Here is a 23,727-nt window from a genome sequence, read left to right on the forward strand (position 1 = left end):
AAGGAAGGCGCCCTTTTATGGATAATAATATGCCAATACTAATTTACTTGCGACGTTACACCAGCTACTTTTTAGTATTGGTATTCATGACTACCGCACACCCTGTATATTCAGCAAGTTATGTACCCCAATCAGACCAAAGTATTGTTGCCAGTTGGACGGTGCCTGAACCCGCAGAACAACCAAAAGTGTTTATCGCACAACTGATCAGTGACGCGAGTAAACCAGGTTTAGCTAGTCGCTATTATGGCCGGGCCAGCGCATTACTTAAGCCCTTACTATTAGCTGCTCCTAACGATTTAGAATTACAATTTTATTCAGCTACGGTATTGCAGCACTATCATGAGTTTGATCAGGCACAACAACTGCTTTCTGAAATACTGCAGCTTCAGCCTGATCATGTCGCCGCTTGGCTAATGAAAGCCAATATTCACATGGTTCAAGGTGATTTAGTGGCGGCTAAACGAGCCTGTTTACAAGTGTTGGGACAGGGCAGTCTTTTGCTAAGCACAGCTTGTGTACTTGAAGTTAATGCAGAACAAGGACAAGTTGCCCATAGTTATCAGCAACTACAACGCGTGGTTAATATGGCGGGTAACATTCCACGTGAACAGCATGTGTGGCTTAAACAAATTTTGGCTGATCTTGCCCACCGTCAGCAGTTACCAGAGCAGGCGATTCAGCATTTGTCAGATTTTCCTTTAGCACAAGCGCCCGTGAGTTATTTGGCGTTATGGGCTGATATTCATTTGGAGCAACAACAAGGTAACATTGTATTAGATAAGTTAGGGCCTATTGTACTGGGCAGTGACAGCTTTGATGATGCATTATTACTGCGTTTAGCTTTGGCAGAGCAAGCGGGTAACTTAGCCAGTAATTTAGACAAAAAAGTGTGGCAACAGCGACTAAGCCAGCGCATTAAAATACGCTTGCAGCGTAATGATACCGCTCATGCCGCAGACATTGCCCGTTATTATTTAGATATTGCACCTGATGCGATTAAAGCCCTGCACTGGGCAAAAATCAACTGGCAACAAGCTAAATTAGGCCCAGATAAACGCATACTTAAACGCGCAATGGCAGCACAAGCTACCCTTAAAATTTCAACGCAGGCATAAGCCAGAAACCTTATAGCCAATAAGCAGTAATAGTAGTGAGATCAGATATGCAGCAGTGGTTAAAAATAGGCTTAATCGGATTATCGTTCTTATTAGCGAATACCGTGGCAGCTCATCAATTGAGCACCAGTTATATTATTGCTAAAATTGACGATACAGGTCACATTAATGGCGAATGGCAATTGAGTTTAGCTGATTTGGAACTGGCGGTGGGTTTAGATCTCAATGCCAACGGTGAGTTAACCTGGGGAGAAGTAAAAAGTCGCCAAGCTGAGATCGCTAGTTACTTAGCAGAAAACTTATTACTTAGTCGTGACAATTTTACATGTAGCTTGCGTTTTGATCTTGTAGAGCGATTACAGGATCATGCTAACGAAGCCTTTGCTGTGACTGACTTTTCAGGACAATGTGCTATCAGTGGGCCATTAAATATAAAATATAGTGCGATATTTGCTTTAGATAGTAGCCATGAAATGGTGCTAAACATTGGTGATGGCAGCAATATGCACAGCTTTGTCTTGGATGATAGCACCAGACAAATAGCGATAGATTTACGTGAGGGAAGTTGGCAAACCACCTTTAAGCAGTTTGTCTATCAAGGCATTATTCATATTTGGATCGGCATTGATCATATTCTATTTTTGTTAGCATTATTGTTGCCGGCGGTACTAGAACGTAAAAACAAGCAGTGGCAAGCTATTGCCAGTGTTAAAGTTATTTTGACTAATACAGTGTGGATTATTAGCGCATTTACCTTAGCCCATTCGCTGACATTAACTGCAACCGCTTTAGGCTGGTTAAGCCCAAGTAGTCGTTGGGTGGAACTAGGTATTGCTTTATCAGTTTTATTTGCTGCCCTGAATAATATTTGGCCTCTAGTACTACGTTTAGCTTGGTTAACCTTTGCTTTTGGTTTGTTACACGGTATGGGCTTTGCTGGTGTATTAGGCGAGTTAGGTTTACCTGCTGATCAACAATTACTGAGTATATTAGCCTTTAATTTTGGCGTGGAAATTGGTCAGTTAGCCATATTAGCTATTTTATTACCCGTATTGATTTTACTGCGCAAGACCAAATTCTATAGCAAAGGCGTGATGCCGGTAGGTTCTTTATTCATTGTATTGATGGCGGTGCAATGGAGTATTGAGCGTTGGTGAGTTTGATTAGCGTTTAGCTGCACTGTGTTAGCTTGACTTTAGCTTAGGTGGTAGCTGTTCAAAGACAGTTTATTCTTATTAAGTGAGCGATAATTTGGGCTACTACTCTATATATAGACCGCTATTCTTGAAAATAAAAAGCCCTAGTTAACTTAATAACTAGGGCTTTTTATTTGTTATTTTGTCTACGTTTTAAAACTACGCTTTAAAATTGCGCTTTACGATACTTCTCGCACGCTACTTCGTCTTCACATTCACCATACAAGTATAAACTGTGATTGGTCAATTTTACTTTATGTAATTTTGCAATGTCTTCTTGGCGTTGTTCGATTACATCGTCTTCAAATTCAATCACTTTACCACAACTTAAACACACTAAGTGATCATGATGTTTCTTATGACTTAGTTCAAATACTGATTTACCACCTTCAAAATGATGACGAGTGACAATACCTGCATCATCAAACTGGTTTAATACGCGATATACTGTCGCCAAGCCAATTTCTTCATTATGCTCGAGCAAAAGTTTGTACACGTCTTCAGCACTGATGTGTTGGTTATTGGGGTTTTGTAAAATGGCCAAAATTTTAATGCGTGGCAGAGTAATTTTTAGTCCAGCTCTTTTTAGTTCTTCATTTTGTTCAGGCATTAATTTTGGTCTCTACATCTGCTTTAAATATAAAGAAAATTATAGGGGGTTATGAGCTTGGTTGAAAGGGCTAGTTGTAAATGATTGTCTATTTTGTTGGTTTTATGGGCTTAAAACGTCATAATACTTTTCTGGTCTGATGAGTATGAGGTTATAAACCTTAGCCTTTATATGAGTACTCACGTTTTTATACTACCTTTGAGGAAAACCTATGTTTAAAAAAGCTTGGCAAATGAAATTATTACTAAATATCTGGCCACCATTTTTATTTACTGGCATTCGTGTTGTTGATGTTTCAAAGGATTTTTGTCAAGCCAAAGTGCGTTTAAAATTAAACCTATTCAACCAAAATGCGGTTGGTGTACATTTTGGTGGTTCGTTATATGCAATGACAGATCCCTTCTGCATGTTATTGGTGATGGCGCGATTGGGGAAAGATTATATCGTTTGGGATAAGTCAGCAGATATCGATTATATTAAACCTGGCAAGGGCATAGTAACTGCAGAATTTATCATTACCGATGCTTTGATTGCAGATATTTTGACCCAGACCGCGCAAGGCGAGAAATACCTGCCTGAAATTCCGGTGTATGTAAAAGATGCGCAAGGCGAAATTGTCGCTAAGCTTAATAGAAAGCTATATATTCGCAGAAAAAAATCAGCGTAATAATAGTGGTAAAGTGACTAATACTTGGGGTTGAAATTTGAATGATTTATGCTGATAAGTCAGTTAAAGTAAAGCAGGTGTGAGCTTTATTATGATTATTAGACAAAAAACGGGAACACATAGGTTAATGTGTTCCCGCGAGAGCAGTTAATTACTGTGCCGTTGATGCACTAGCATTTATGACTGATGCTTTATGAGTCATCAGTTGATAAACCTAACATGCTCTTTTTTAATCTTTCTAAATCGATCGCATTTGAACGTACGGTAAGCTTAATATGGCTGTACTCATATTCTTCCTTAATAACACTCATGTTAGCACGAATCTCACCTATGATACCTTTGGCGGTATAGGGAATAATAACTTCGTCTTCAATCATCTCGTTCTGTGCAACGCCAACAATATATTTATGCAATTTACTGATATCAGCAGGATTACGTGTTGAAGTCATCATAGCATCAGGGAATTCTTCCATCAGCGCTTGCTGTTGCTCAAGGCTCAGTTGATCTGATTTGTTGAGTACCAGTAATTTATTACTGTCTTCAACACCCACTTCTTCTAATACGTCATGCACGACATCGAGTTGTGCACGAAATGAAGGATCGGCAGCATCAACCACATATAGCAATAATGATGCATCATGAGCTTCTGCTAAAGTGGAATGAAATGAGGCGACTAAATCGTGTGGTAATTTTTTAATAAAACCAACAGTATCTGACACTAATATTCGTGGTTGAGTAATGGGATATAATGCACGAACTGTAGTGTCGAGGGTGGCAAAAAGTTTGTTCTCACCTTCGACATCACTACCGGTAATGGCGCGCATCATTGATGACTTGCCGGCATTGGTATAACCCACTAAAGCGACACAAAAAAGCTCAGAACGTTGGCTACGTCGGCCTTTCATTTCGTCTTGAACACTGGCTAACTCACGTTTGAGTTCGGCTAATTGGTCGCGAACTGCACGGCGGTTTAGCTCTAGTGTGGTTTCGCCAGCGCCTTTACCCATTTGACGTTCTTTATCACCCGTTGATGTTTCACGAAGGCGTGGTGCAACATAATTAAGTCGAGCAATTTCAACTTGTAATTTCGCTGTCTTGGTCCGAGCATGGCGACTAAATATTTCAATAATAATGCCGGTACGGTCAAACACCTCTACGCCTAACTGATTTTCGACATTACGCAGCTGAGATGGGCTTAAATCACAATCAAATACCACCACATCAGCGCATGCAAACGGTAGGTTATCCGATGGAACATTTACAGGGTTAAGGGTGAACTCTGCATCTTCTTCTAAGTTTTCATCCTCTTCTAAGCCGTCAACCACACCCTTGTTACCGGTAAGTTGGGCTATTTCAGCCAGTTTTCCTAAACCGAGTACATTAACTTTTTGGGTAGAACTCAGCTTTTGCGATTGTGTACCTACTACTTTAAAGCCTAAAGTAGTGACTAAGCGAGCAAGCTCTGCAAGTGACTCGGTTGCTTCATCACCTTTAAAACTCGGTGTGCAAATAGAAATAAGTAACGCGTTAGTCAGTGATGCTTTTGCTGTTAGTTGCATAATTTTTTATGTTAGTGCACGTTAAGTGCAGCCCTAATTTATATCTAAAGTTATATCATCCTACGCTGTTATAGGTAAGCTTTATAGAGTAATAGCAGACTAAATTTTGGTTAGCGAAAAATTATCGATATATTGAGATATCAGTTAACTCATTAAAGAGAGTATTTTGGCTGTAATGCTATAAGACGGAGGTGAGCAAGTGTTTTATGATGAGCGATTTTTAGCCACTGATTCACCTTGTGAGTGTGTGTGGGGAGGGCGTAAAAACCGATCATCAGCTCGACAGTTGGCACCTTAGAAGTTAATAGCGTTAGACTTTATTACCCTTGAAAGTCATTACCGTTAAGCGTCAATACAGTTGATTATTTAACCTTAACGCGAGCTAGTTTGAAGAAAAAGCTAGCTAGTCTAGAAGTATGATTAATTTTTTCCAAGAGGGTGGGCATCTTTGAAATAGATCAAATTAACCCGTCAGTGATGGACGCTGTAAATGATACAGCTAAACTATATCGCTTTGTCTCTTTTGTCTCTTTTGTCTCTTTTGTCGATTAATTTCTATTATTTAGTGATTAAACTGTAGTCAAACAGTCGTTATATATAATATTCAAATGGATGAAATCAGGTTACGATTGAACACCACATAAACATCATACAAGAATTTTACTGGCCAGTACCCGCGGGACGGAAAGATAATATGCTACCGTCTAACCCATTTTAATTTTATAGGATTATTATTACTCATGTCATTTGAACTGATTTTTTTGTTCCTTGCCGGTTTTTTGGGTGGTGTTGTTAACTCAATTGCTGGCGGTGGCAGTTTTATTACTTTTCCCGCACTTATCTTTGTCGGTATTCCCCCTATTATGGCTAATGCGACCAATACTTTTGCGTCGTGCGCCGGTTATATGAGCGGTACTTATGCCTTTCGAAAAGAGCTTGCTGCGCATAAAGATGGACTCTTGCTCATCATCGTTATCAGTTTAATGGGGGGCGTTTTTGGTGCTTGGCTATTGCTGCAAACATCAGAAGGGGTATTTCGAGTCGCTATTCCTTGGCTGTTATTATTTGCCACTGTACTGTTTATTTTTGGTGGTCAGCTTAACGCAGGATTTAAAAAAATAGCGACTAAGCACCAACATGCATCGGCTATTGGTGGGTTTTTACTGTTAATACTTCTCTTGGGAGTGTCTATTTATGGCGGTTTTTTTAACGCGGGATTGGGTATCATTATACTCAGCTATTTAGCATTAGCGGGCCATAGCAACATCAATGCAATGAATGGATTGAAATTATTAGTGTCAGCGGCAGTATCATTAATTGCCATCATCCTGTTTATTTATAATGACATTATTGTCTGGTATGAAGGCACTATTTTGTTATGTGGTACGTTAGTAGGAGGTTATATGGCGGCGAATATATCACGCCAACTTCCACAAAAGCAGGTCAGAGGTGTTGTTATTGTGATAAGTGTTGCGACGACATTATATTTCTTTTTCGCGACTTATTTAGCTTAACAGTAACAGTTAACAGAGGCAGCATTCTTATTAAGGATAAAGCGAGCTTGAATCAAGGTGGGTCGATTGCTGAAATACTTATCTTATATCTAACGAAGTAAGGCATTTTCAGCGGTGACTGGTCAAGTAACTTTTAACAATGAAAATGAGTAGCTGAAAAAATAAGTTTATTATGACTAACGTCCTTTTATAGTAAATAAACTTGCTAATTAGTACTCAGCTGGAGACAAGTCATACTGTTGTTTAATAGTTAATCGCTGTTTAGCAATATCATCAAAGGCTCGTTGGTAGGTTCGTATTATGTGATCGGGTGTATTGATATTGAATGCCAAGTAATTACCTGTTTTGTCGACCTGCCAAACTTGTTGATAGGCATCAGCATGTAAATTGTTTTTTTTCGCTAAATGCTCAAAAGCATGAACAGTGGTAACCATCATGTCTACACGACCTGATTGCATCAATAAAAGGGCTTGTTCTAATTGTGAAATTTCTGCGAGATTAGACGCAGGAAAACCAATTTTACGCAGCGAAATGCCTGAAATATCATCCTTTACCGCTGCAACAGTATGATTAAACACTTGCTGTAAGTTGGAAAAATTAAAGTTTTTTGATTTTTTGGCAATTAAGATATGAGTAGAATGAAAAAAAGGCCCAACCCATTTAAAGAGCTTTTCACGCGGTTGAGTTTTGGACATAGTAAATAAAGCGGTATTACTTTTATTTAAAGTAAATTTATAGCCACGTGCCCATGGCACTAAAAGCACTTCTTGTTCAGGTATGTCTAAATTTTTCCAGATAGCTTTTAACGTATCTACTGAAATGCCTTTGAGTTCATCATCGACTAAATAATTGGCTGGCGGATAAATCTCAGTATAAAAGGCGATGTTTTCAATGAGGGATGGTGGTTGAAATGCTTTTAGTTGAGGAAGCACTAAAAAAAACAACAAAATTGATTTTAAAATAAATATTTTCATTAGAAACATCAGTACCAAACCATCGTGAGATCATAATAACAAAATTCATGATAATAATTAAGTTCAATTATTAAAATCAAATCACTATAAGCTTAATTAGGAGCAGTAGTGCTAAGTGCTAATTATTCGGTGTCTTGGACTATAGTTAGTCGCCATTGCCATACTTTTAAGCGCTTGTGTTCTACTATGCCTGCATTGGCTGCATTTTTTTGCTAGGGTATTTTTAGATGAGGGTTAAAAATTAATTATATATACTTATAACTACATTTATATAATCGTACAAGGTATTGTCTAAAACAAGCGTTAATTATTAAGTTGACGTTATAAATACCAACTTATAGGTGTATATACCTTGAAACGGATGGACGGCTGCAAGCGTGTATAGCTGTTTTTTTAGTGCTAGTTATAATAGAAACAAAAGAGCCAGCTATTAGTGCTAGTTATAATAGAAACAAAAAAGCCAGCTAATAGCTGCCTTTTTCAAGACAATTTAATTTACTGTGTAAAGCCTTAGTCCGCTAACTCAGCTAAACATAATTCATCGTAGATTTGTTTAACCCAAGTATCGACACGCTCGGCGGTTAGTTCAGGCTGACGGTCTTCATCGATACATAAACCGATGAAGGTGTTTTCGTCAACTAAGCCTTTAGAGGCTTCAAATTCATAACCTTTGGTTGGCCAGTTACCAACCATAATAGCGCCCTTTGACTCCACGATATCACGTAATGGTTCCATCGCATCACAGAAGTACTCAGAGTAATCTTCTTGATCGCCTAAACCGAAAATAGCCACGAGTTTGTCGGTAAAATCAATTTCTTCTAATTCAGGTAAGAAGTCATCCCAATCACATTGGTTTTCGCCATAATACCAGGTAGGAATACCTAGAATTATTAAATCGAACTCAGCGATTTCTTCTTTGGTACTTTTGGCGATATCTCTAACATCGACAAGGCTTTTACCCAATTTTTTTTGGATCATTTTGCCTACGGCTTCGGTGTTACCTGTGTCACTTCCGAAAAATAAACCTACAATTGCCATTAATGTAACCTTTTTATAGCTAACTAAATTTTAATATCGTTGGCATCAAGCGACTGGACTAATAGGGCTTCTATTAATTCACTTCGACTAACACCTTTATCATTTGCTAAAGCGTCTAAGCGTTCATATACATCTTGATGTAATTTAAACTCTATTCGCTTTAAGCCATTGTTCTTATCGCGCTTGACCTGATTGCGTTTGTTTATTTTTATTTGCACGCTGCGTGAATGGGGGTTCGTTTTTGGTCGCCCCGGTCGCTTTTCATCGCTAAATAAGTCAATGGTCGTTAAATCTGCTACTTCTTTTGCCATTTTATTACTTACTTATCCAACGCCTTGGCTTTCCCAAATAAACTGAATGATGCCTTTTGCGATAAATCCAGCACACCCTAAAAATAATACAAAATAAACAACTATCTTTCCCATCTTAGGTACATCGTTTTTTTTCATCACATCATGCATTGATAAGCCAATGAAAATAAAGATAAAAGCAAAAAATAAATTTAGCCCAATGGTTTCAATTAATTCGAAGTGTTCTGCTAACATATTTAACCCTAAAATTTTCAGGGCGCACTATAGCATATTACGGCTTTTAAAGACATTATTTTTGTTACCTGAGTAACCACTTTGCCAGCATTATTTTGCTATTTTGGCGCCTATGAGTCTGAGCATAAAATGATTTTATCACGCTAATTACACAAAGTTATACTGTTTAGTATTAGCGCTAGATCAATTAATTTGTTAAAAATTCTTCAACGCTGCGATTGAAGGCAACTGTTTTTTCAGCATGTAACCAATGTCCTGCCCCTTGAATAATGCGGGCACGACTCTGTGGAAATAAGCGTAATATTGCTGTGCGGTGCTCGGGCAATATATAGTCAGAATTAGCCCCTTTGATAAACAGGGTGGGCCCTTGATAGCTATTGTTACCTTGATAAGCTTTCATTATTTGTGGATAATTTTTTGCTATGTTTTCAAGGTTACATTTAAAAGAAAATTGGCCATTTTCGCTGCTTAAATTGCGCAATAAAAATTGTCGTACGCTTAGATTGTCAACATATTGACTGAGCTGTTTATCCGCGTCTTTACGTTGTTTTATCGTGGTAAAGTCAAGTGACCTTAAGCCGGCAATTATTTGGTTATGGTGTGGAGGATATTCAGCTGGCGCTATATCGGCAACAATTAACTTTTCAACTAGTGTTGGCGCAGTAAGGGCTAATTCCATGGCTATTTTTCCGCCCATAGAGTGACCCAAGACTACGGCACTATTGATGGCTAGATGCTGCATAATATCAATTATATCTTGTGCCATGGTTGAGTAATTCATCAGACTATCGTGAAATGAATCGCCATGGTTACGGACATCAACACTGGTGACCCGATAATTTTCTGCTAAGGCTTTTGCCACCATATTGAGGTTTTCTAATCGGCCAAATAAGCCATGGATAAGGATAATGTTTTTACCGTTGCCAGATTGTTGATAGTTTAAAAGCTTTGCCATTGGGGTCTCTATCGTATTATTTAAGGGATGAAATTGTGCTTATTTTTACATTTTGAGGTAATGAAATCTAAATTAAATTTGCTTGAAATCAAGTAGTATATCGATTTGAGCGAGCTGGTTGTACTGGCTAATATTTAATTTCGACAGCTGATCCACTGACTTTTTGAAAAATATTTCCATCATTTGTTAATCCACTATAGAGACTTATTATTAACGCAAGTATAATCTTGGCGCGATCTATCATAATTTTCCTAGGGTCATCAATGAAAAACATCGAAATAGATGAAGAACTTTATCAACACATTGTCTCAAATACCCAGTATATTGGTGAAAGTGCATCGTCGATATTACGTCGTCTAATTAACTTACCCAGCCAAAAAAATGCTGAGGTTGTAGCCGCAATTAAAGTAGAACTTGTTGAACAAATTGTAGAAGAAGTTGTAGAAGAAGTTGTTGAAGAGCCAGTAGCTGATGCAACGGTTGATGTTAATGGCTCAGTATTTCATTATATCAATAGAGAAGAGTTGGCTATGCAGCGTGGTGCTGTAGGCCGATTTTTACTGGTATTAGCGGCATTACATCGGGTGCACGGACAGCATTTTTCAGTAGCTTGTCAGATCAGAGGTCGTGACCGTTTATATTTTGCGGCCAGTGAAGCAGAATTAGTTGCTAGTGGCAGTAGTACTAAGCCTCGTCAAATCCCAGAAAGCCCATTTTGGGTGATTACAAACTCAAACACTACTCGTAAAAAAATGATGTTGACCGAAGTTAGTCGAGCATTAGGTTATAACGAGCAAGATCTAGAAGACATTCGCGATTTACTTTAATGATCATTGTTATATCAATTGGTGATCAAGTAACGTATGCGGCTTAAATTTTACAAGGGATAAGGAAATTAAATGACCATTCATCAACATGCAGGCAAACTGGCAAGACCGATAGATAGAATTAACCTTGGTCGTTTAGTTAGCGATTATTTTTTAAAAACACCTAATGTTGAAATTGCCGAGCAAAAAGTTACTTTTGGTACTTCTGGGCATCGTGGTAATGCCGGTAAATTAAGCTTTAATCAGCAGCATATTGAAGCTATTTGTCAGGCAGTAGCTGAATATCGTCTAGCGCAAGGATTTAATGGGCCACTATATTTAGGCAAAGATACCCATGCGTTATCTGAACCGGCCTTTGCTTCTGCTATTTCAGTATTGATCGCCAATAATATCCCTGTTGTTATTCAAGACGATGATGGCTTTACGCCAACGCCGGTTATTTCAAGGTTGATTATTGTCCATAATAAAACTCAGTCAAGCCAGGCTGATGGTTTGATCATCACGCCTTCGCATAATCCACCCAGCGATGGCGGCATTAAATATAACCCTCCTCATGGTGGTCCAGCTGAAGGTGAAATAACCCAAGTTATTGAACAGCGTGCGAACGAAATTATTGCTAATAAACTGGTTGCCGTTAAACGCCTTGATTATACCCAAGCACTAAAATCTGCATTACTGACTCGTGAAGACTTTATTACTTTTTATGTTGAGCAATTAAGCCAAGTGGTTGATATGGATGCGATAGCAAAGGCAGGCATAAATATTGGTGTTGATCCTTTAGGTGGCTCAGGTATTCATTATTGGCCGGTAATAGCTAAAAAATATGGTTTGAAATTAGACGTAGTCAATCCAGTGGTTGATGCCAGTTTTGCTTTTATGCCATTAGATAAAGATGGCAAAATTCGTATGGATTGTTCATCGCCTTATGCCATGGCAGGCTTAATTGCTTTGAAAGATAAGTTTGATATTGCCGTAGGCAATGATCCTGATTTTGACCGCCACGGTATAGTTACTAAAACGGGTGGTTTGATGAACCCCAATCATTACTTAGCGGTGTCTATTCACTATTTAATGACTCACCGAAACTGGCCCAAAACTTGTAAAATAGGTAAAACACTGGTCTCTAGTTCGCTAATTGACCGTGTTGCCAAGCTTATTGACCGTCCTCTTTCAGAAGTACCTGTTGGCTTTAAATGGTTTGTTAATGGTTTACATGATGCTAGCTATGCCTTTGGCGGTGAAGAAAGCGCCGGTGCGACATTTATCGCCCGTGACGGTAGCTGTTGGACCACAGATAAAGATGGTTTTGTGATGGCTTTACTAGCAGCTGAAATGCTTGCCGTTACCGGTAAAGACCCTTATCAATTATATCAAGCATTAGCTAAGCAATTAGGTGAGCCCTGTTATGGCCGTGTTGAGGCGGTCGCTAACTTGCAACAAAAGCAGGTGCTGACTGCACTAACAGCGGATGCTATTACTACCGATGTGTTAGCAGGGGAGAAAATCGGCCAAATATTGTCACATGCACCTGGTAACAATGCCGCTATTGGTGGCATTAAAGTGTGTACTGAAAATGGTTGGTTTGCTGCTCGCCCGTCAGGCACCGAAGATATTTATAAAATATACGCAGAAAGTTTTATTGATGATGCGCATTTACAGTTAATTATCAGCGATGCACAAAAACTTGTTAGTGCTGCCTTTGTTGCCGCTGGTTTGTGATACAAGTATAAAATATATGGTTAGAATGGTGTTAAATAAAGTTGCCAGGGGCCACTTTATTTACCGTTATGTTATGCTAATATTTATCTATTATTTCCTGCTACAAGAAACTTTTAATTAAAAAATAATGAAATTTTATCCTTTATTTTCTGTTCTTATAATACTATGCAAAAGATTAAATAATCATATAGTTAACGAAATTTTAGCTTAGCGAAATATTAAGCTTCTTAGCTGTGGATAAATTCTAGTAATAGAAATGGAAATTAAATGACGTCAATAAATTATTTTGAAAAATATGGTGGCTTTGCTACTTTATATCCTCTTGTGGGTGAGTTTTACGATGCAGTTTTAGAGTCAGATACTGTCGCTTATATTTTTGAATCTATTAGTATGAAGGCATTAATCGACCATCAAACCAGATACTTAGCGGCTATGATGGGAGGCCCAGGTGAATATGATGATGAAAAGCTCAAATCAGCCCATAGTCAATTTAAGATAACTGAAATTGAATGGAATGAAGTGGTCAATATTTTTATCGCTACGTTGAACAATTTTAAAGTTGAAGACGAGGATATCAAGAGTTTAACTAGCTTAATAGCTGCTCGAAAATCGTTAATTGTCGCGGAATAATAACAATGGGATTTGATTTATTAAATAAATTAAACATTGTCGTTGCAATATGTAATAGGCAAACATTAGCCCCCTCTTATTCGAGTAGCAAGTTTAAGGCTATCATAGGAGAATGTGGTGAGGCTATTTTCAACCTATTTGAGAGTAAATATCAACAATTCTCTAGAGAGCAAGTATTAGCTGTAAATGCACAAAGCCCTTATGCATTTACAATACAATTAAAAGCTGAACGCACGCGTAAAACTATCAAAGTTATCATGAGTGATTATGATGAAGACCAACTCATGATTGTTGGTCAGGACATAACTGAGCTGAAAAAACTAGAATATTCATTACAGTCTTATGCTTCTCTTATGGAAACACAAGAAAAGAACCTGATTAAACTGGCCTATACCGACTCATTAACCGGTATTGCCAACCGTCGAGCTATGTTCAAAAGATTTAATGACTACACTCAAAACCAAAACCAAAACCAAAACCAAAACCAAAACAAAAACCCAAATAATACTAAGGGGTCTATCTCCGTACTCGACATTGATCATTTTAAACAGTTTAATGACGATTATGGCCATGAGTTTGGTGATTATGTGCTCAAGTACTTTGCTGAAAAAGTTACACTAGCATTAGATAACGACTGCTATTTTTCCCGTATTGGCGGGGAAGAGTTTTGTGTATTTAGTTACACGCGCAATGGCGCAGAGTTAACTAAGCTGATCGATACAGTTTTAGATTCAATAAAATGTTGTGAAATACTGACACCAGAAAAAAATATTACTCAACTTAGTTTTAGTGCTGGTATTGTCGAATACACCAATCATGGTACGACTTTAGATGAACTACTAAGCAATGCAGACAAGGCACTATACTTTGCTAAAGCCACTGGACGTGGTCAAGTTATTTCTTTTTCAACAGATTTATTGGCAAAGCATGAAGTTAAACCTATACCTAAATTTCGAGAAATAAAGCGTTAAGTCTTTTATTGCCATCAGAAATGAGATTTGAATTTTTCAATCCTTTGTTGCTGACTTTTGTGAGCAAATTAAAGCCATTACGATATTAAGTTCAGCTTTTTTAATGTAATCCTGAACAATACAAACTGGCCTTAAAAATTAACAGTTATGCCGCTGATATTTATTTATATCCAATGAGTAAAGTGAAGCGATAAAATAGTCATTGATAATGATGGCATAAATTATCAAAACTGCTGGTAATTGCTCTTCAACTTGGCTCCATCTAACCATGACTTTAATACGAAAGTTAGCCGCTATAAAAATACTACCTTAGCGCTTAATTTATTTTGGTGACATAAAACGTTCGCTAAAAAAAACGCTTTTCTGTAATAATACAGCAGAATTTTTTATTTTAATTTACAACGCTATGGCTATTTCGTTACTAGTAGGGTGAGTAGAGCGATAGTGCTTTAAGCTTAATATAGATTTTGATTTTAAAGATAACCGCTGAAAATATTCATCAATTTTCGCTAGTGGGTTAATAGCTATTTTGATAAAACAAAACCTAAGCAGGTAGCTAATATTGTATGGGTATAATACCCGCTTAATTGCCTTAGACTAAAATACAGAGATTAAAGAACACTCCACTCTCCAGAGCTATAAAGCGATATCATGACAAGAAAAATATTAACATTACCGGTAAAAAGAAAAAAAGCCCCCAAACAAGTGGATGAAGTAGTTAAAGATGCATCTTGTGATGACCCACAAAAGCGTTTTTTAAATGGCGTAGCCATTAATCCTTATCAGTGTCTTGAGCTAGCATCAGGCTCTGAGCAACTTTCCATGCGAGCGATGGATTTGTTTACACCGCTTGGCAGGGGGCAACGAGGTTTGATTGTAGCTCCACCAGGCTCCGGAAAAACCACGCTTTTAAAAGATGTTTGCCAAGCAGTGGCGACAGCTTATCCCGAAATAAAGCTTTATGCCTTACTTATTGATGAGCGTCCAGAAGAGGTGACAGACTTTAAGCGCAGCGTGTCGGCACAAGTACATGCTTCCTCTACGGATGAAAACCATGACCAACACGTTCGTGTCGCTAATAACCTGCTTAATATTGCGCGCAAGGAAGCGGGTGAAGGTCATGATGTTATGATTGTTATTGATTCTTTAACTCGGCTGACAAGAGTACATAATGCCAATCAAAAAAGCAGTGGTCGTACTATGTCGGGCGGCCTTGACGCTAGTGCGATGGCAATACCACGAAAATTATTTGGCGCTGCGAGAAAGATTGAGCATGGTGGTTCGCTTACTATTTTAGCAACCATACTCGTTGATACTGGCAGCCGGATGGACCAAGTGATATTTGAGGAATTCAAAGGCACGGGTAATATGGAAGTTGTTTTATCACGGGAAGCGGCACAACAAAGAATTTTTCCCGCCTTGGATATGGCTAAAAGTAGTACCCGCCGTGAGGAGCTGCTGTTAAATGTTAAGGATCTCGAAAAGATAAAAACCTTGCGAAGAGCATTTACCGGTCTTAAACCCACAGAAGGTGCGAGTAAACTGGTTGAGTTACTGAAAAAATATCCAAGTAATGCTGAGCTGTTAAATCGTTAGTGGCGAAAAAATTGCAGTGTTGAGTTGATGAAATAAATTAGCGCACAAAGCGATAACTTCATGTGCTAATTAGCCCTGTTTTTTCTGCTACATTTTCTGCTACATTTTCTGCTACATTGGCAAATAGATAGTTAATAGATGATGGTAAACTTAATTACTGTGACGTGGTGTAATTGATACGACTACGTCAGAGATTAAATTAGTAGCGCAAAGACGTTTAGTTACAAATCAAGTACAATAGCGCCTAATCAGTAATCAGTAATCAGTAATTAGCAATTAGCAATTAGCAATCAGCAATTAATAAGCGTTGCCGTTTCCAATCTACGCTACTCAATTAAACTCTTTTATGACAACAGGTGAAAACGCGTGAGTGATTTTTCAAGTTCAACCAATGCCTTCGCATCAACTTTACAACAAAGTGGTGATTTTCTCTCAATGACTCGCGCTAATGAATGGTCATTACCTGGAGGCGTTTTTAGTTTTGATGTTACACATCAAGCTTCTCAAACCTTGAGTAAAGTTACGGTATTAGATACCGGCTTAATTACCTTCGAACCGATTAATCGTACCAGCAGTCAAGATATTGTTTTATCGAGTGCCGTCCATGGCAATGAAACTGCACCTATTGAAATTTGCAGCGATATTATTGGCCAATTGATCCGAGGTGAGTTGGCATTATCAGAGCGGGTGTTATTTATTTTTGGTAATCCGGCCTCTATGAATATTGCTGAGCGCTTTATTGAAGAAAACCTGAATCGTTTATTTTCTGGTGGCCACTCACAAGACCAAGGGCAAGGCGCGGGGTTAATTAATAAAGAGCGTCATCGAGCTTTGTTATTAGAAAACACGGTGCGAGACTTCTTTACTGCAGGCAGTAAATTAGACTCAGTAGTAGGTACAGAACGCAGCCGTTGTCATTACGATCTACATACCGCTATTCGTGGCTCAAAGTGTGACAAATTTGCGGTTTACCCTTTTTTGCATGGTGCGCCGCGTAAAAAAAGTCAGTTACAATTTCTTCATGCCTGCGGTGTTAGCACTATTTTGTTGTCACACTCTCCAACCACAACCTTTAGCTATTTTTCATCACATGAATTTGGCGCTGATGCTTTTACTGTTGAGCTAGGTAAAGTGCGTCCATTTGGTGAGAATGATATGAGCCAGTTTGTTCAGGTTAGAGACACTTTGACCAAGTTAGTTTCAGGTGAAAATCTAGAATTGATGTCATATAAGGCCAGCGACTTTAACCTTTATGAAATATCACAGGTGATTGATCGCCAGCATGAAGATTTTTCGTTAACTTTCGCCGATGATGTTGAAAACTTTACTGACTTTCCTAAAGGTCATGTACTAGCGATTGACGGTGAAAATGAAGTTAAAACTCAGCAAGACGGCGAAGCGATTATTTTCCCTAATGCTAATGTCGCTATTGGCCAACGTGCGATGCTAACCGTTACCCCCACAACACTTGCCTAAATGGATTTAGGTACTTAGGTTATGTCTGGAACAAATAACCTGTGCCTAAATGGATTTAGGTACTTAGGTTATGTCTGGAACAAATAACCAGTGCCTAAATGGATTTAGGTACTTAGGTTATGTCTGGAACAAATAACCAGTGCCTAAATGAACTTCGGTATTTAGGTACTGAGTTTCTCAAACTAAAATATTTTTTATCAATGACTTAGAACAATAGGCTAGATTATAGCGATTCTAACTGTAAAGAATTCTGCTCGCTGCAAGGCTTGTAAAACAGTCCACTTTGATCACTAGACTTGTGTTTCAGTTTACGTAAAGGTAAAGTGATCACGATTATTAAAACCAACAATTCATAACAATGACATAAATACTCATCTTGCGTTGAAAGCTTCTATACTTTCATTAATTAAAGCCAAGGTAGAATAGGTAATGTCACCTTATATCCAAGGTTAATAAAAAAAGAGAAGGCTATGAACACTGACGTATATAGCGAAAGCCCGGTTGTACATCAACCCGCTTTTATTGATGGTCATTCAGTTGAAATTCCAATCCTTAAAATATTGAAACAAGATGGTAGCATTTATAAAAATGCTGCCATGCCAAATATAGATCAAGCATTGGCGACTAAAACCTATAAAACGCTCGCTTTTCATCGTGTATTAGATGAACGTATGGTGGCAGCACAGCGCCAAGGTCGCATCAGTTTTTATATGACAGCACTTGGCGAAGAAGCTGCTAGTGTTGGTGGTGCCGCTGGCCTGAAAGATCAAGATATGATCATGGCGCAGTATCGTGAACAGGGAGCATTAATGTTTCGAGGTTTTAGCCTTGAAAACTTTATGAACCAAATGTTCAGCAATGAAAAAGATTTAGGTAAAGGTCGTCAAATGCCAATTCATTACGGTAGTCGTGAATTGAACTATATGACGATTTCATCACCGCTTGGTACACAAATCCCACAAGCTGCCGGTTATGCCTATGGTCAAAAACTGCAAGGTTTAGATGCGGTTACCATTTGTTATTTCGGTGAAGGCGCTGCGTCTGAAGGCGACTTTCATGCGGGCTTAAACATGGCTGCTGTTCATCAAGCACCGGTTATTTTCTTTTGTCGTAATAATGGCTATGCTATTTCAACGCCATCAGAAGAACAATATGTCGGTAATGGTATTGCTTCACGTGGTGTGGGTTACGGTATGAAAACCATACGTATTGACGGCAATGATATTTTAGCTGTGATTGCTGCAGTACAATTGGCGCGTGAATATGGCATAAAAGAAGGCAAGCCGGTATTAATTGAAGCTATGTCTTACCGTTTAGGTGCGCATTCAACGTCTGATGATCCTTCAGGTTATAGAACACGTGAAGAAGAAGCTAAATGGCAAGAACATGATCCTATTCTTCGCATGAAGAACTGGATGCTTGCCCAAGGTTGGTGGGACGAAGTACAAGAAACAGCCTTGTTTGAGAAGCTAAGAGATGAAGTTTTAGCCGCGGTTAAAGTGGCTGAAAAAATTGACAAGCCGCCAGTAGAAGATCTCATTACTGATGTTTATGACCAAGTACCGCCTTTGCTACAAAGTCAATTTGATGATCTTAAAAAACATATCAAAAAACACCCTAAAGCTTACCCGTTTTCGGCAGGGAGAATTAAGTAATGGCGCAAATCAATTTATTACAAGCGATTAATGACGCGCTCGATATCGTGATGGCAGAAAATGATCGTGCGGTTTGTTTTGGTGAAGATGTCGGTCACTTTGGTGGCGTATTCCGTGCAACCAGTGGTTTACAAGAAAAATACGGTAAAAGCCGTTGCTTTAATACCCCGTTAGTTGAGCAAGGTGTTATTGGTTTTGCTAATGGCCTAGCCGCGCAAGGTAGTACCGCTATTGCTGAAATTCAGTTTGCTGATTATATTTTTCCGGCTTTTGACCAAATTGTTAATGAATCAGCTAAATTTCGTTACCGTAGTGGTAATGAGTTTGATGTTGGTAAACTGACTATTCGTACGCCATACGGCGGTGGTATTGCCGGTGGTTTATATCATAGCCAATCACCTGAAGCTTATTTTGCTCATACGCCTGGCTTAAAAGTTGTTGTGCCCCGTAATCCTTATCAAGCAAAAGGTTTGTTACTGGCGTCAATTCGTGACGATAACCCAGTAATATTCTTTGAGCCTAAACGTTTGTATCGTGCATCAGTTGGCGAAGTGCCAGAAGAAGACTACGAACTACCCTTAGGTAAAGCTGAAGTTGTGCAAAAAGGCAGTGATATCACCCTACTGGCTTGGGGCGCTCAAGTTGAGATCGTTGAGAAAGCAGCAGCATTGGCAACAAGCGACGGTATTTCATGTGAAATCATTGATTTACGTACCATTTTGCCTTGGGATATTGAAACAGTAGCAAACTCAGTGACTAAAACAGGCCGTTTTGTTGTCAGTCAGGAAGCACCTCTAACCGCTGGTTTTGCGAGTGAAATTGCCGCGACTATTCAACAAGAATGTTTCTTGCACTTAGAAGCGCCAATTGCTCGAGTTTGTGGCATGGATACACCTTATCCATTAGCACTTGAAAAAGAATACGCTGCAGATCATTTAAAGATCTTTGAAGCAATTAAAACCACTATGACCTACTAGGATTTATAAGCATGAGCATTGATTTTATACTGCCAGATATTGGCGAAGGTATCGTTGAATGTGAACTGGTTGAATGGCTAGTAGCTGAAGGCGATGTGATTGCAGAAGATCAGCCCGTTGCTGATGTGATGACCGATAAAGCCTTAGTTCAAATTCCAGCGATGCATTCTGGTGTAGTAGACAAACTTTATTACGCACAAGGCGAGATAGCGAAAGTTCATCAACCCCTATTTTCGATGACACCAGAAGGTAGCGATGAAACCCAAAGTGCTGTTGCACCAATATTAGATAAAAAAATAGCCGCTGAAATGCCTGTAGCGCCAGCGCCTATTGCTGCAAGTGGTACTCAAGTAGAAGACTTTATTTTACCTGATATCGGTGAAGGTATTGTTGAATGTGAACTGGTTGAATGGTTAGTGGCTGAAGGTGATTTGATTGAAGAAGATCAACCGATAGCTGACGTTATGACCGATAAAGCCTTGGTACAAATTCCAGCTATGCATAAAGGTAAAGTGGTTAAGCTTTATTATGCCAAAGGTGAAATTGCCAAAGTTCATGCGCCCTTATTTGCAGTTGAAATTGCCGCATCTGGGCCAGCGACTGTTGCTGCTGTAGTTGAAGCACCAAAAGCTGCTGCCACTAATGTACCAGTTAAGACTGAGGTTGTTGAAACTCAAGCGGTTGTAGCAAAAGTAGTGAATGAAAAAGCTGTTGCGAGTCCTGCTGTGCGCCGTGTCGCGCGTGAGCTAAACGTTAATATTCATCAAGTACCAGGCAGTGGTAAAAAAGGTCGAGTTTATAAAGACGATGTTTTAGCTTTTAACAAAGTACCAGCACCAGCAGTGGCTACTAATCCTAGCGTTGCTGCCGTGAGCAACGTTAGTGTTGTTGGTGGCACACGCGTTGAACCTATTCGCGGTATAAAAGCTGTGATGGCAAAAGCTATGGTTAGATCAGTATCGACTATTCCTCATTTTACTTACTGTGAAGAAATCGATATGACCAATTTGATTAAATTGCGTGGTGAACTGAAAGAAGTTTATGCCAAGCAAGATATCAAATTAACTATGATGCCATTCTTTATGAAAGCTATGTCGTTAGCGTTGAAACAATTTCCGTTAGTGAATACGCAAGTGAATGAAGATTGTACCGAGTTAACTTATTTTGACGATCATAATATTGGTATGGCCGTTGACTCGAAAGTAGGTTTGTTAGTACCTAATGTTAAACAAGTACAAACAAAATCTATTTTAGACTTAGCTGCAGATATTACCCGTTTAACCAATGACGCGCGCTCAGGTCGAGTGCCAGCCGCTGATTTGAAAGGTGGTACGATCACTATTTCAAATATTGGTGCCATTGGTGGTACGGTGGCAACGCCTATTATCAATAAGCCTGAATCTGCCATTGTTGCGTTAGGTAAGTTACAAAAACTACCACGCTTTAATGACAAAGGTGAAGTGGAAGCTCGTTCAATTATGCAAGTGAGTTGGTCTGGCGATCATCGTACTATTGACGGTGGCACCATTGCTCGTTTTTGTAATTTATGGAAGTCATTCCTTGAAGAGCCAAGCAATATGCTAGTTCATATGTCATAAGTTTTGTTAAATTATTTTGATTAAAAAAACCTGCATTACGCAGGTTTTTTTTATTAAAAATTATGATGAATAAATGATAAATCTAAATAACTCAATGTGTGTGAGTGACTTTAGCCACAAGAACTCAGGTAAAAGATATCAATTAAGCTTAAATTCAATGATAATTTATCTAGATCCAGATGTTTACTGTTAAGGAAGTCTAGTGGCGGAAAAGAAACTCCAGCATTTTTATATCGCTGAAGAACAGTCGATTTACTTATTAAATCATGAAGACGCAACCAAGTTAAAGCAATGGGTTGAGCTTTGTCAGCAGCAGTTAACTTTGTTGGGTTATCAAAATATCGCCCTTATTGGTAAAGGAGCTTATGGTTTTGTCTTTGGCGGTGAAGACGAACATGGGCAATCACAAGTCTTTAAGTTTTCCCGTATTAATTTGCCACAACACGTACAAGATCGCTTAGCTGAAGAAGCCGATATTCAGCGAGAATTATCTCATGAACGTATTCCTAAAATCATAGGTTATTACAAGATAAAGCGTCAATCAATTGTCCATATGCAGCGAGCTCCTGGCATAGATCTTGAGAAGTTATCCTATCAAGAAGGGCCTTTACCGAGTGAATTAATCGTTAAAATTGCTTTGCAACTTGCCGATATTCTTATTTATTTGCGTGATTCTAGTCAACACGAGAAGGGGAAACCTTATGTTCATGGTGACATAAAACCTTCCAATGTGGTTTTTGACCCTGAAACTCAGAAAGTCTACCTAGTCGATTGGGGCTCTTCAGTACCCGCCCAACTTGATGTTAATGGCCAATCTACCGCTAATAATGTCATGGATTTAATGAGCAGTGATTTACAAAATAGTAATGCCCGCTTAGGTGATGTTTACTTTATTGGTGATGAGCAAATTAGCGGTGAAATGTCGTCGCCCCGTTTTGATGAACAAGGGCTAGCAGCAACCTTATATGCCTTAGCTTCTGGTCAGTCTTGTCGCTATGGTAGTGCGGTAATCACGCCTTCATCTTTGGGTTTGCCTAAATTACTGGCGCAAATATTATCTGGTATGTTTAGCAAAGACAGAAGTCAGCGAAATAAAGCTGGTGACTATTTTTTTAAACATTTAGCCCTGTTAAAAAATACCGTGATGGCCGATCCGCCTTTGCTAGTTGAAATTAAGCCTTTAGTGCCTGTGTGGTGTAAAAGTTATCACAAAAATATGGATACTGTGGTTTATGGTTCTCGTAAATCTTTCCTACGAGAATCTGCCGAAGTAGACGAATTAAATGATATAGACGATGTGCAATTAGAAAAATACTTTAAGAATTTTCTGATGGGCATGGGCGATACTGAGAAGGCGTTTGTTGCTGCGGTTAGCCGCCTAGCTAATTTTCCTGTTGTGGGTGGCTTAGCGGTACGTTGGGAAAAAAATGGCGTCTATATTGACTCAAACTTATCGTTATTTGATCCAAAACTGAAAACATCATTTCAAAGTGCGGTGAATAATATGGTGCGCTTGGCTCAAGGTATATTCAGAATTGGGGTTTTTAAAAGTTGTTTATTCAATGCCAGAAATACTTTGCATGTTGAGCGTGAGAATGAACAGCAACCCTTTCAAGCCTTAGCCAATCAAGTTATCCATTTTGATGTCAGTGACATTGCCGATATTGACGATATAACACGACTGCACTCTTACTTTGAAGATGGTGTCGATCCAGATGAATATTTACATTTACCCGACGAAGTAATGGTGGTGCTAGCGCGTTTAAATCAGATCCATCACACAGGTTGTATTATTTTTGAGGTCTTGCCACGACACCTTAAAATTCACAGTTATTTAATGTTATTAAATCACGATAAAGAAGCAGAATTTAAGCAATGCTTGACAGAGATATTACAGTTGCTACCAACGATTACCGGTATTGGTATTTCTGGTTTTATGAAGCTGCCTTACAAAGACACACGATTTTTTGAACACATAAATGGCTTACCAGATAAATTTTATCCGAGAAATCCCAAAAAAAACACAGCCTTAACTCAATCTGACCATAAAATAGCCACAATGGCTGTGGTCAAATAATACTAAACAGAATAAATTAGTCCGT

At 38.7% G+C, this 23,727-nt stretch carries 21 protein-coding genes; 14 read left to right on the top strand and 7 right to left on the bottom strand.

Features of this window, described 5'->3' with window-relative positions; translation table 11 throughout:
• The first annotated feature begins 17 nt into the window (after window positions 1-17).
• Window positions 18-1,118, top strand: coding sequence for a lipopolysaccharide assembly protein LapB (locus tag H4J46_RS11690; RefSeq protein WP_259365809.1), 1,101 nt, complete (start codon window positions 18-20; stop codon window positions 1,116-1,118).
• A 47-nt stretch (window positions 1,119-1,165) separates the two neighbouring features.
• Entirely contained in the window at window positions 1,166-2,275 is a 1,110-nt protein-coding gene (locus H4J46_RS11695; protein ID WP_182233720.1) for a HupE/UreJ family protein, read from the top strand.
• Between the two features lie 205 nt (window positions 2,276-2,480).
• Here H4J46_RS11695 and fur read toward each other — a convergent pair whose 3' ends face one another.
• Window positions 2,481-2,924 (bottom strand): ferric iron uptake transcriptional regulator, encoded by a 444-nt coding sequence (gene fur / locus H4J46_RS11700; RefSeq protein WP_182233652.1) that lies wholly within the window; start codon window positions 2,922-2,924, stop codon window positions 2,481-2,483.
• Between the two features lie 211 nt (window positions 2,925-3,135).
• Here fur and H4J46_RS11705 point away from each other — a divergent pair, with 211 nt between their 5' ends.
• Window positions 3,136-3,591, top strand: coding sequence for a DUF4442 domain-containing protein (locus H4J46_RS11705; RefSeq protein ID WP_182233653.1), 456 nt, complete (start codon window positions 3,136-3,138; stop codon window positions 3,589-3,591).
• 191 nt (window positions 3,592-3,782) lie between these two features.
• Here H4J46_RS11705 and hflX read toward each other — a convergent pair whose 3' ends face one another.
• Window positions 3,783-5,150, bottom strand: a complete 1,368-nt coding sequence (gene hflX, locus H4J46_RS11710; protein ID WP_182233654.1) for a GTPase HflX — start codon at window positions 5,148-5,150, stop codon at window positions 3,783-3,785.
• A 740-nt stretch (window positions 5,151-5,890) separates the two neighbouring features.
• On the opposite strand from hflX, the gene H4J46_RS11715 reads away from it, so the two are divergent.
• Window positions 5,891-6,664 (top strand): sulfite exporter TauE/SafE family protein, encoded by a 774-nt coding sequence (locus H4J46_RS11715; protein ID WP_182233655.1) that lies wholly within the window; start codon window positions 5,891-5,893, stop codon window positions 6,662-6,664.
• A 209-nt stretch (window positions 6,665-6,873) separates the two neighbouring features.
• Here H4J46_RS11715 and H4J46_RS11720 read toward each other — a convergent pair whose 3' ends face one another.
• The 5 genes from H4J46_RS11720 to H4J46_RS11740 form a co-directional block, all read right to left on the bottom strand.
• Window positions 6,874-7,638 carry an ABC transporter substrate-binding protein gene (locus H4J46_RS11720; RefSeq protein WP_182233656.1) on the bottom strand — a complete coding sequence of 255 codons (765 nt, stop codon included), beginning with the start codon at window positions 7,636-7,638 and terminating at the stop codon, window positions 6,874-6,876.
• A 510-nt stretch (window positions 7,639-8,148) separates the two neighbouring features.
• Window positions 8,149-8,676 carry a flavodoxin FldA gene (gene fldA / locus H4J46_RS11725; RefSeq protein ID WP_182233657.1) on the bottom strand — a complete coding sequence of 176 codons (528 nt, stop codon included), beginning with the start codon at window positions 8,674-8,676 and terminating at the stop codon, window positions 8,149-8,151.
• Between the two features lie 23 nt (window positions 8,677-8,699).
• On the bottom strand, window positions 8,700-8,987 hold the full coding sequence (gene ybfE, locus H4J46_RS11730) for a LexA regulated protein (protein ID WP_182233658.1): 288 nt from the start codon (window positions 8,985-8,987) through the stop codon (window positions 8,700-8,702).
• Window positions 8,988-8,999: 12 nt separating this feature from the next.
• Complete coding sequence (locus H4J46_RS11735) at window positions 9,000-9,221, bottom strand: DUF2788 domain-containing protein (protein WP_146878424.1); 222 nt, start codon at window positions 9,219-9,221, stop codon at window positions 9,000-9,002.
• A 187-nt stretch (window positions 9,222-9,408) separates the two neighbouring features.
• Window positions 9,409-10,176, bottom strand: a complete 768-nt coding sequence (locus tag H4J46_RS11740) for an alpha/beta fold hydrolase (protein ID WP_182233659.1) — start codon at window positions 10,174-10,176, stop codon at window positions 9,409-9,411.
• A gap of 263 nt (window positions 10,177-10,439) precedes the next feature.
• On the opposite strand from H4J46_RS11740, the gene seqA reads away from it, so the two are divergent.
• From seqA to H4J46_RS11790, 10 genes are all read left to right on the top strand, one after another.
• Complete coding sequence (gene seqA, locus H4J46_RS11745; protein ID WP_182233660.1) at window positions 10,440-11,003, top strand: replication initiation negative regulator SeqA; 564 nt, start codon at window positions 10,440-10,442, stop codon at window positions 11,001-11,003.
• A gap of 72 nt (window positions 11,004-11,075) precedes the next feature.
• Window positions 11,076-12,722 carry a phosphoglucomutase (alpha-D-glucose-1,6-bisphosphate-dependent) gene (pgm, locus tag H4J46_RS11750; RefSeq protein ID WP_182233661.1) on the top strand — a complete coding sequence of 549 codons (1,647 nt, stop codon included), beginning with the start codon at window positions 11,076-11,078 and terminating at the stop codon, window positions 12,720-12,722.
• A 267-nt stretch (window positions 12,723-12,989) separates the two neighbouring features.
• Window positions 12,990-13,352 (top strand): group 1 truncated hemoglobin, encoded by a 363-nt coding sequence (locus H4J46_RS11755; RefSeq protein WP_182233662.1) that lies wholly within the window; start codon window positions 12,990-12,992, stop codon window positions 13,350-13,352.
• Window positions 13,353-13,357: 5 nt separating this feature from the next.
• The gene (locus tag H4J46_RS11760) at window positions 13,358-14,323 is read left to right on the top strand and encodes a GGDEF domain-containing protein (protein ID WP_182233663.1); all 966 of its coding nucleotides are present in this window, start codon (window positions 13,358-13,360) and stop codon (window positions 14,321-14,323) included.
• A gap of 651 nt (window positions 14,324-14,974) precedes the next feature.
• Window positions 14,975-15,919, top strand: a complete 945-nt coding sequence (rho, locus tag H4J46_RS11765) for a transcription termination factor Rho (protein ID WP_182233664.1) — start codon at window positions 14,975-14,977, stop codon at window positions 15,917-15,919.
• A 366-nt stretch (window positions 15,920-16,285) separates the two neighbouring features.
• Window positions 16,286-17,395, top strand: coding sequence for a succinylglutamate desuccinylase (gene astE / locus H4J46_RS11770; protein WP_310650237.1), 1,110 nt, complete (start codon window positions 16,286-16,288; stop codon window positions 17,393-17,395).
• Between the two features lie 470 nt (window positions 17,396-17,865).
• On the top strand, window positions 17,866-19,050 hold the full coding sequence (locus tag H4J46_RS11775) for a thiamine pyrophosphate-dependent dehydrogenase E1 component subunit alpha (protein ID WP_182233665.1): 1,185 nt from the start codon (window positions 17,866-17,868) through the stop codon (window positions 19,048-19,050).
• Complete coding sequence (locus H4J46_RS11780; protein ID WP_182233666.1) at window positions 19,050-20,027, top strand: alpha-ketoacid dehydrogenase subunit beta; 978 nt, start codon at window positions 19,050-19,052, stop codon at window positions 20,025-20,027. The genes H4J46_RS11775 and H4J46_RS11780 overlap by 1 nt, the downstream gene beginning before the upstream one ends.
• An 11-nt stretch (window positions 20,028-20,038) precedes the next feature.
• Window positions 20,039-21,625 carry a dihydrolipoyllysine-residue acetyltransferase gene (locus H4J46_RS11785; protein ID WP_182233667.1) on the top strand — a complete coding sequence of 529 codons (1,587 nt, stop codon included), beginning with the start codon at window positions 20,039-20,041 and terminating at the stop codon, window positions 21,623-21,625.
• A 202-nt stretch (window positions 21,626-21,827) separates the two neighbouring features.
• Window positions 21,828-23,702 carry a protein kinase domain-containing protein gene (locus H4J46_RS11790; RefSeq protein WP_182233668.1) on the top strand — a complete coding sequence of 625 codons (1,875 nt, stop codon included), beginning with the start codon at window positions 21,828-21,830 and terminating at the stop codon, window positions 23,700-23,702.
• Window positions 23,703-23,727: the final 25 nt, after the last annotated feature.

It is taken from the genome of Colwellia sp. MB02u-6 (assembly GCF_014077095.1).
GTDB lineage: Bacteria > Pseudomonadota > Gammaproteobacteria > Enterobacterales > Alteromonadaceae > Cognaticolwellia.

Bases quoted from the DNA above. Each gene is read 5' to 3' on its own strand.
- H4J46_RS11690 (WP_259365809.1), top strand. From the start codon at position 18: ATGGATAATAATATGCCAATACTAATTTACTTGCGACGTTACACCAGC.
- H4J46_RS11695 (WP_182233720.1), top strand. From the start codon at position 1,166: ATGCAGCAGTGGTTAAAAATAGGCTTAATCGGATTATCGTTCTTATTA.
- fur (WP_182233652.1), bottom strand. From the start codon at position 2,924: ATGCCTGAACAAAATGAAGAACTAAAAAGAGCTGGACTAAAAATTACT.
- H4J46_RS11705 (WP_182233653.1), top strand. From the start codon at position 3,136: ATGTTTAAAAAAGCTTGGCAAATGAAATTATTACTAAATATCTGGCCA.
- hflX (WP_182233654.1), bottom strand. From the start codon at position 5,150: ATGCAACTAACAGCAAAAGCATCACTGACTAACGCGTTACTTATTTCT.
- H4J46_RS11715 (WP_182233655.1), top strand. From the start codon at position 5,891: ATGTCATTTGAACTGATTTTTTTGTTCCTTGCCGGTTTTTTGGGTGGT.
- H4J46_RS11720 (WP_182233656.1), bottom strand. From the start codon at position 7,638: ATGAAAATATTTATTTTAAAATCAATTTTGTTGTTTTTTTTAGTGCTT.
- fldA (WP_182233657.1), bottom strand. From the start codon at position 8,676: ATGGCAATTGTAGGTTTATTTTTCGGAAGTGACACAGGTAACACCGAA.
- ybfE (WP_182233658.1), bottom strand. From the start codon at position 8,987: ATGGCAAAAGAAGTAGCAGATTTAACGACCATTGACTTATTTAGCGAT.
- H4J46_RS11735 (WP_146878424.1), bottom strand. From the start codon at position 9,221: ATGTTAGCAGAACACTTCGAATTAATTGAAACCATTGGGCTAAATTTA.
- H4J46_RS11740 (WP_182233659.1), bottom strand. From the start codon at position 10,176: ATGGCAAAGCTTTTAAACTATCAACAATCTGGCAACGGTAAAAACATT.
- seqA (WP_182233660.1), top strand. From the start codon at position 10,440: ATGAAAAACATCGAAATAGATGAAGAACTTTATCAACACATTGTCTCA.
- pgm (WP_182233661.1), top strand. From the start codon at position 11,076: ATGACCATTCATCAACATGCAGGCAAACTGGCAAGACCGATAGATAGA.
- H4J46_RS11755 (WP_182233662.1), top strand. From the start codon at position 12,990: ATGACGTCAATAAATTATTTTGAAAAATATGGTGGCTTTGCTACTTTA.
- H4J46_RS11760 (WP_182233663.1), top strand. From the start codon at position 13,358: ATGGGATTTGATTTATTAAATAAATTAAACATTGTCGTTGCAATATGT.
- rho (WP_182233664.1), top strand. From the start codon at position 14,975: ATGACAAGAAAAATATTAACATTACCGGTAAAAAGAAAAAAAGCCCCC.
- H4J46_RS11775 (WP_182233665.1), top strand. From the start codon at position 17,866: ATGAACACTGACGTATATAGCGAAAGCCCGGTTGTACATCAACCCGCT.
- H4J46_RS11780 (WP_182233666.1), top strand. From the start codon at position 19,050: ATGGCGCAAATCAATTTATTACAAGCGATTAATGACGCGCTCGATATC.
- H4J46_RS11785 (WP_182233667.1), top strand. From the start codon at position 20,039: ATGAGCATTGATTTTATACTGCCAGATATTGGCGAAGGTATCGTTGAA.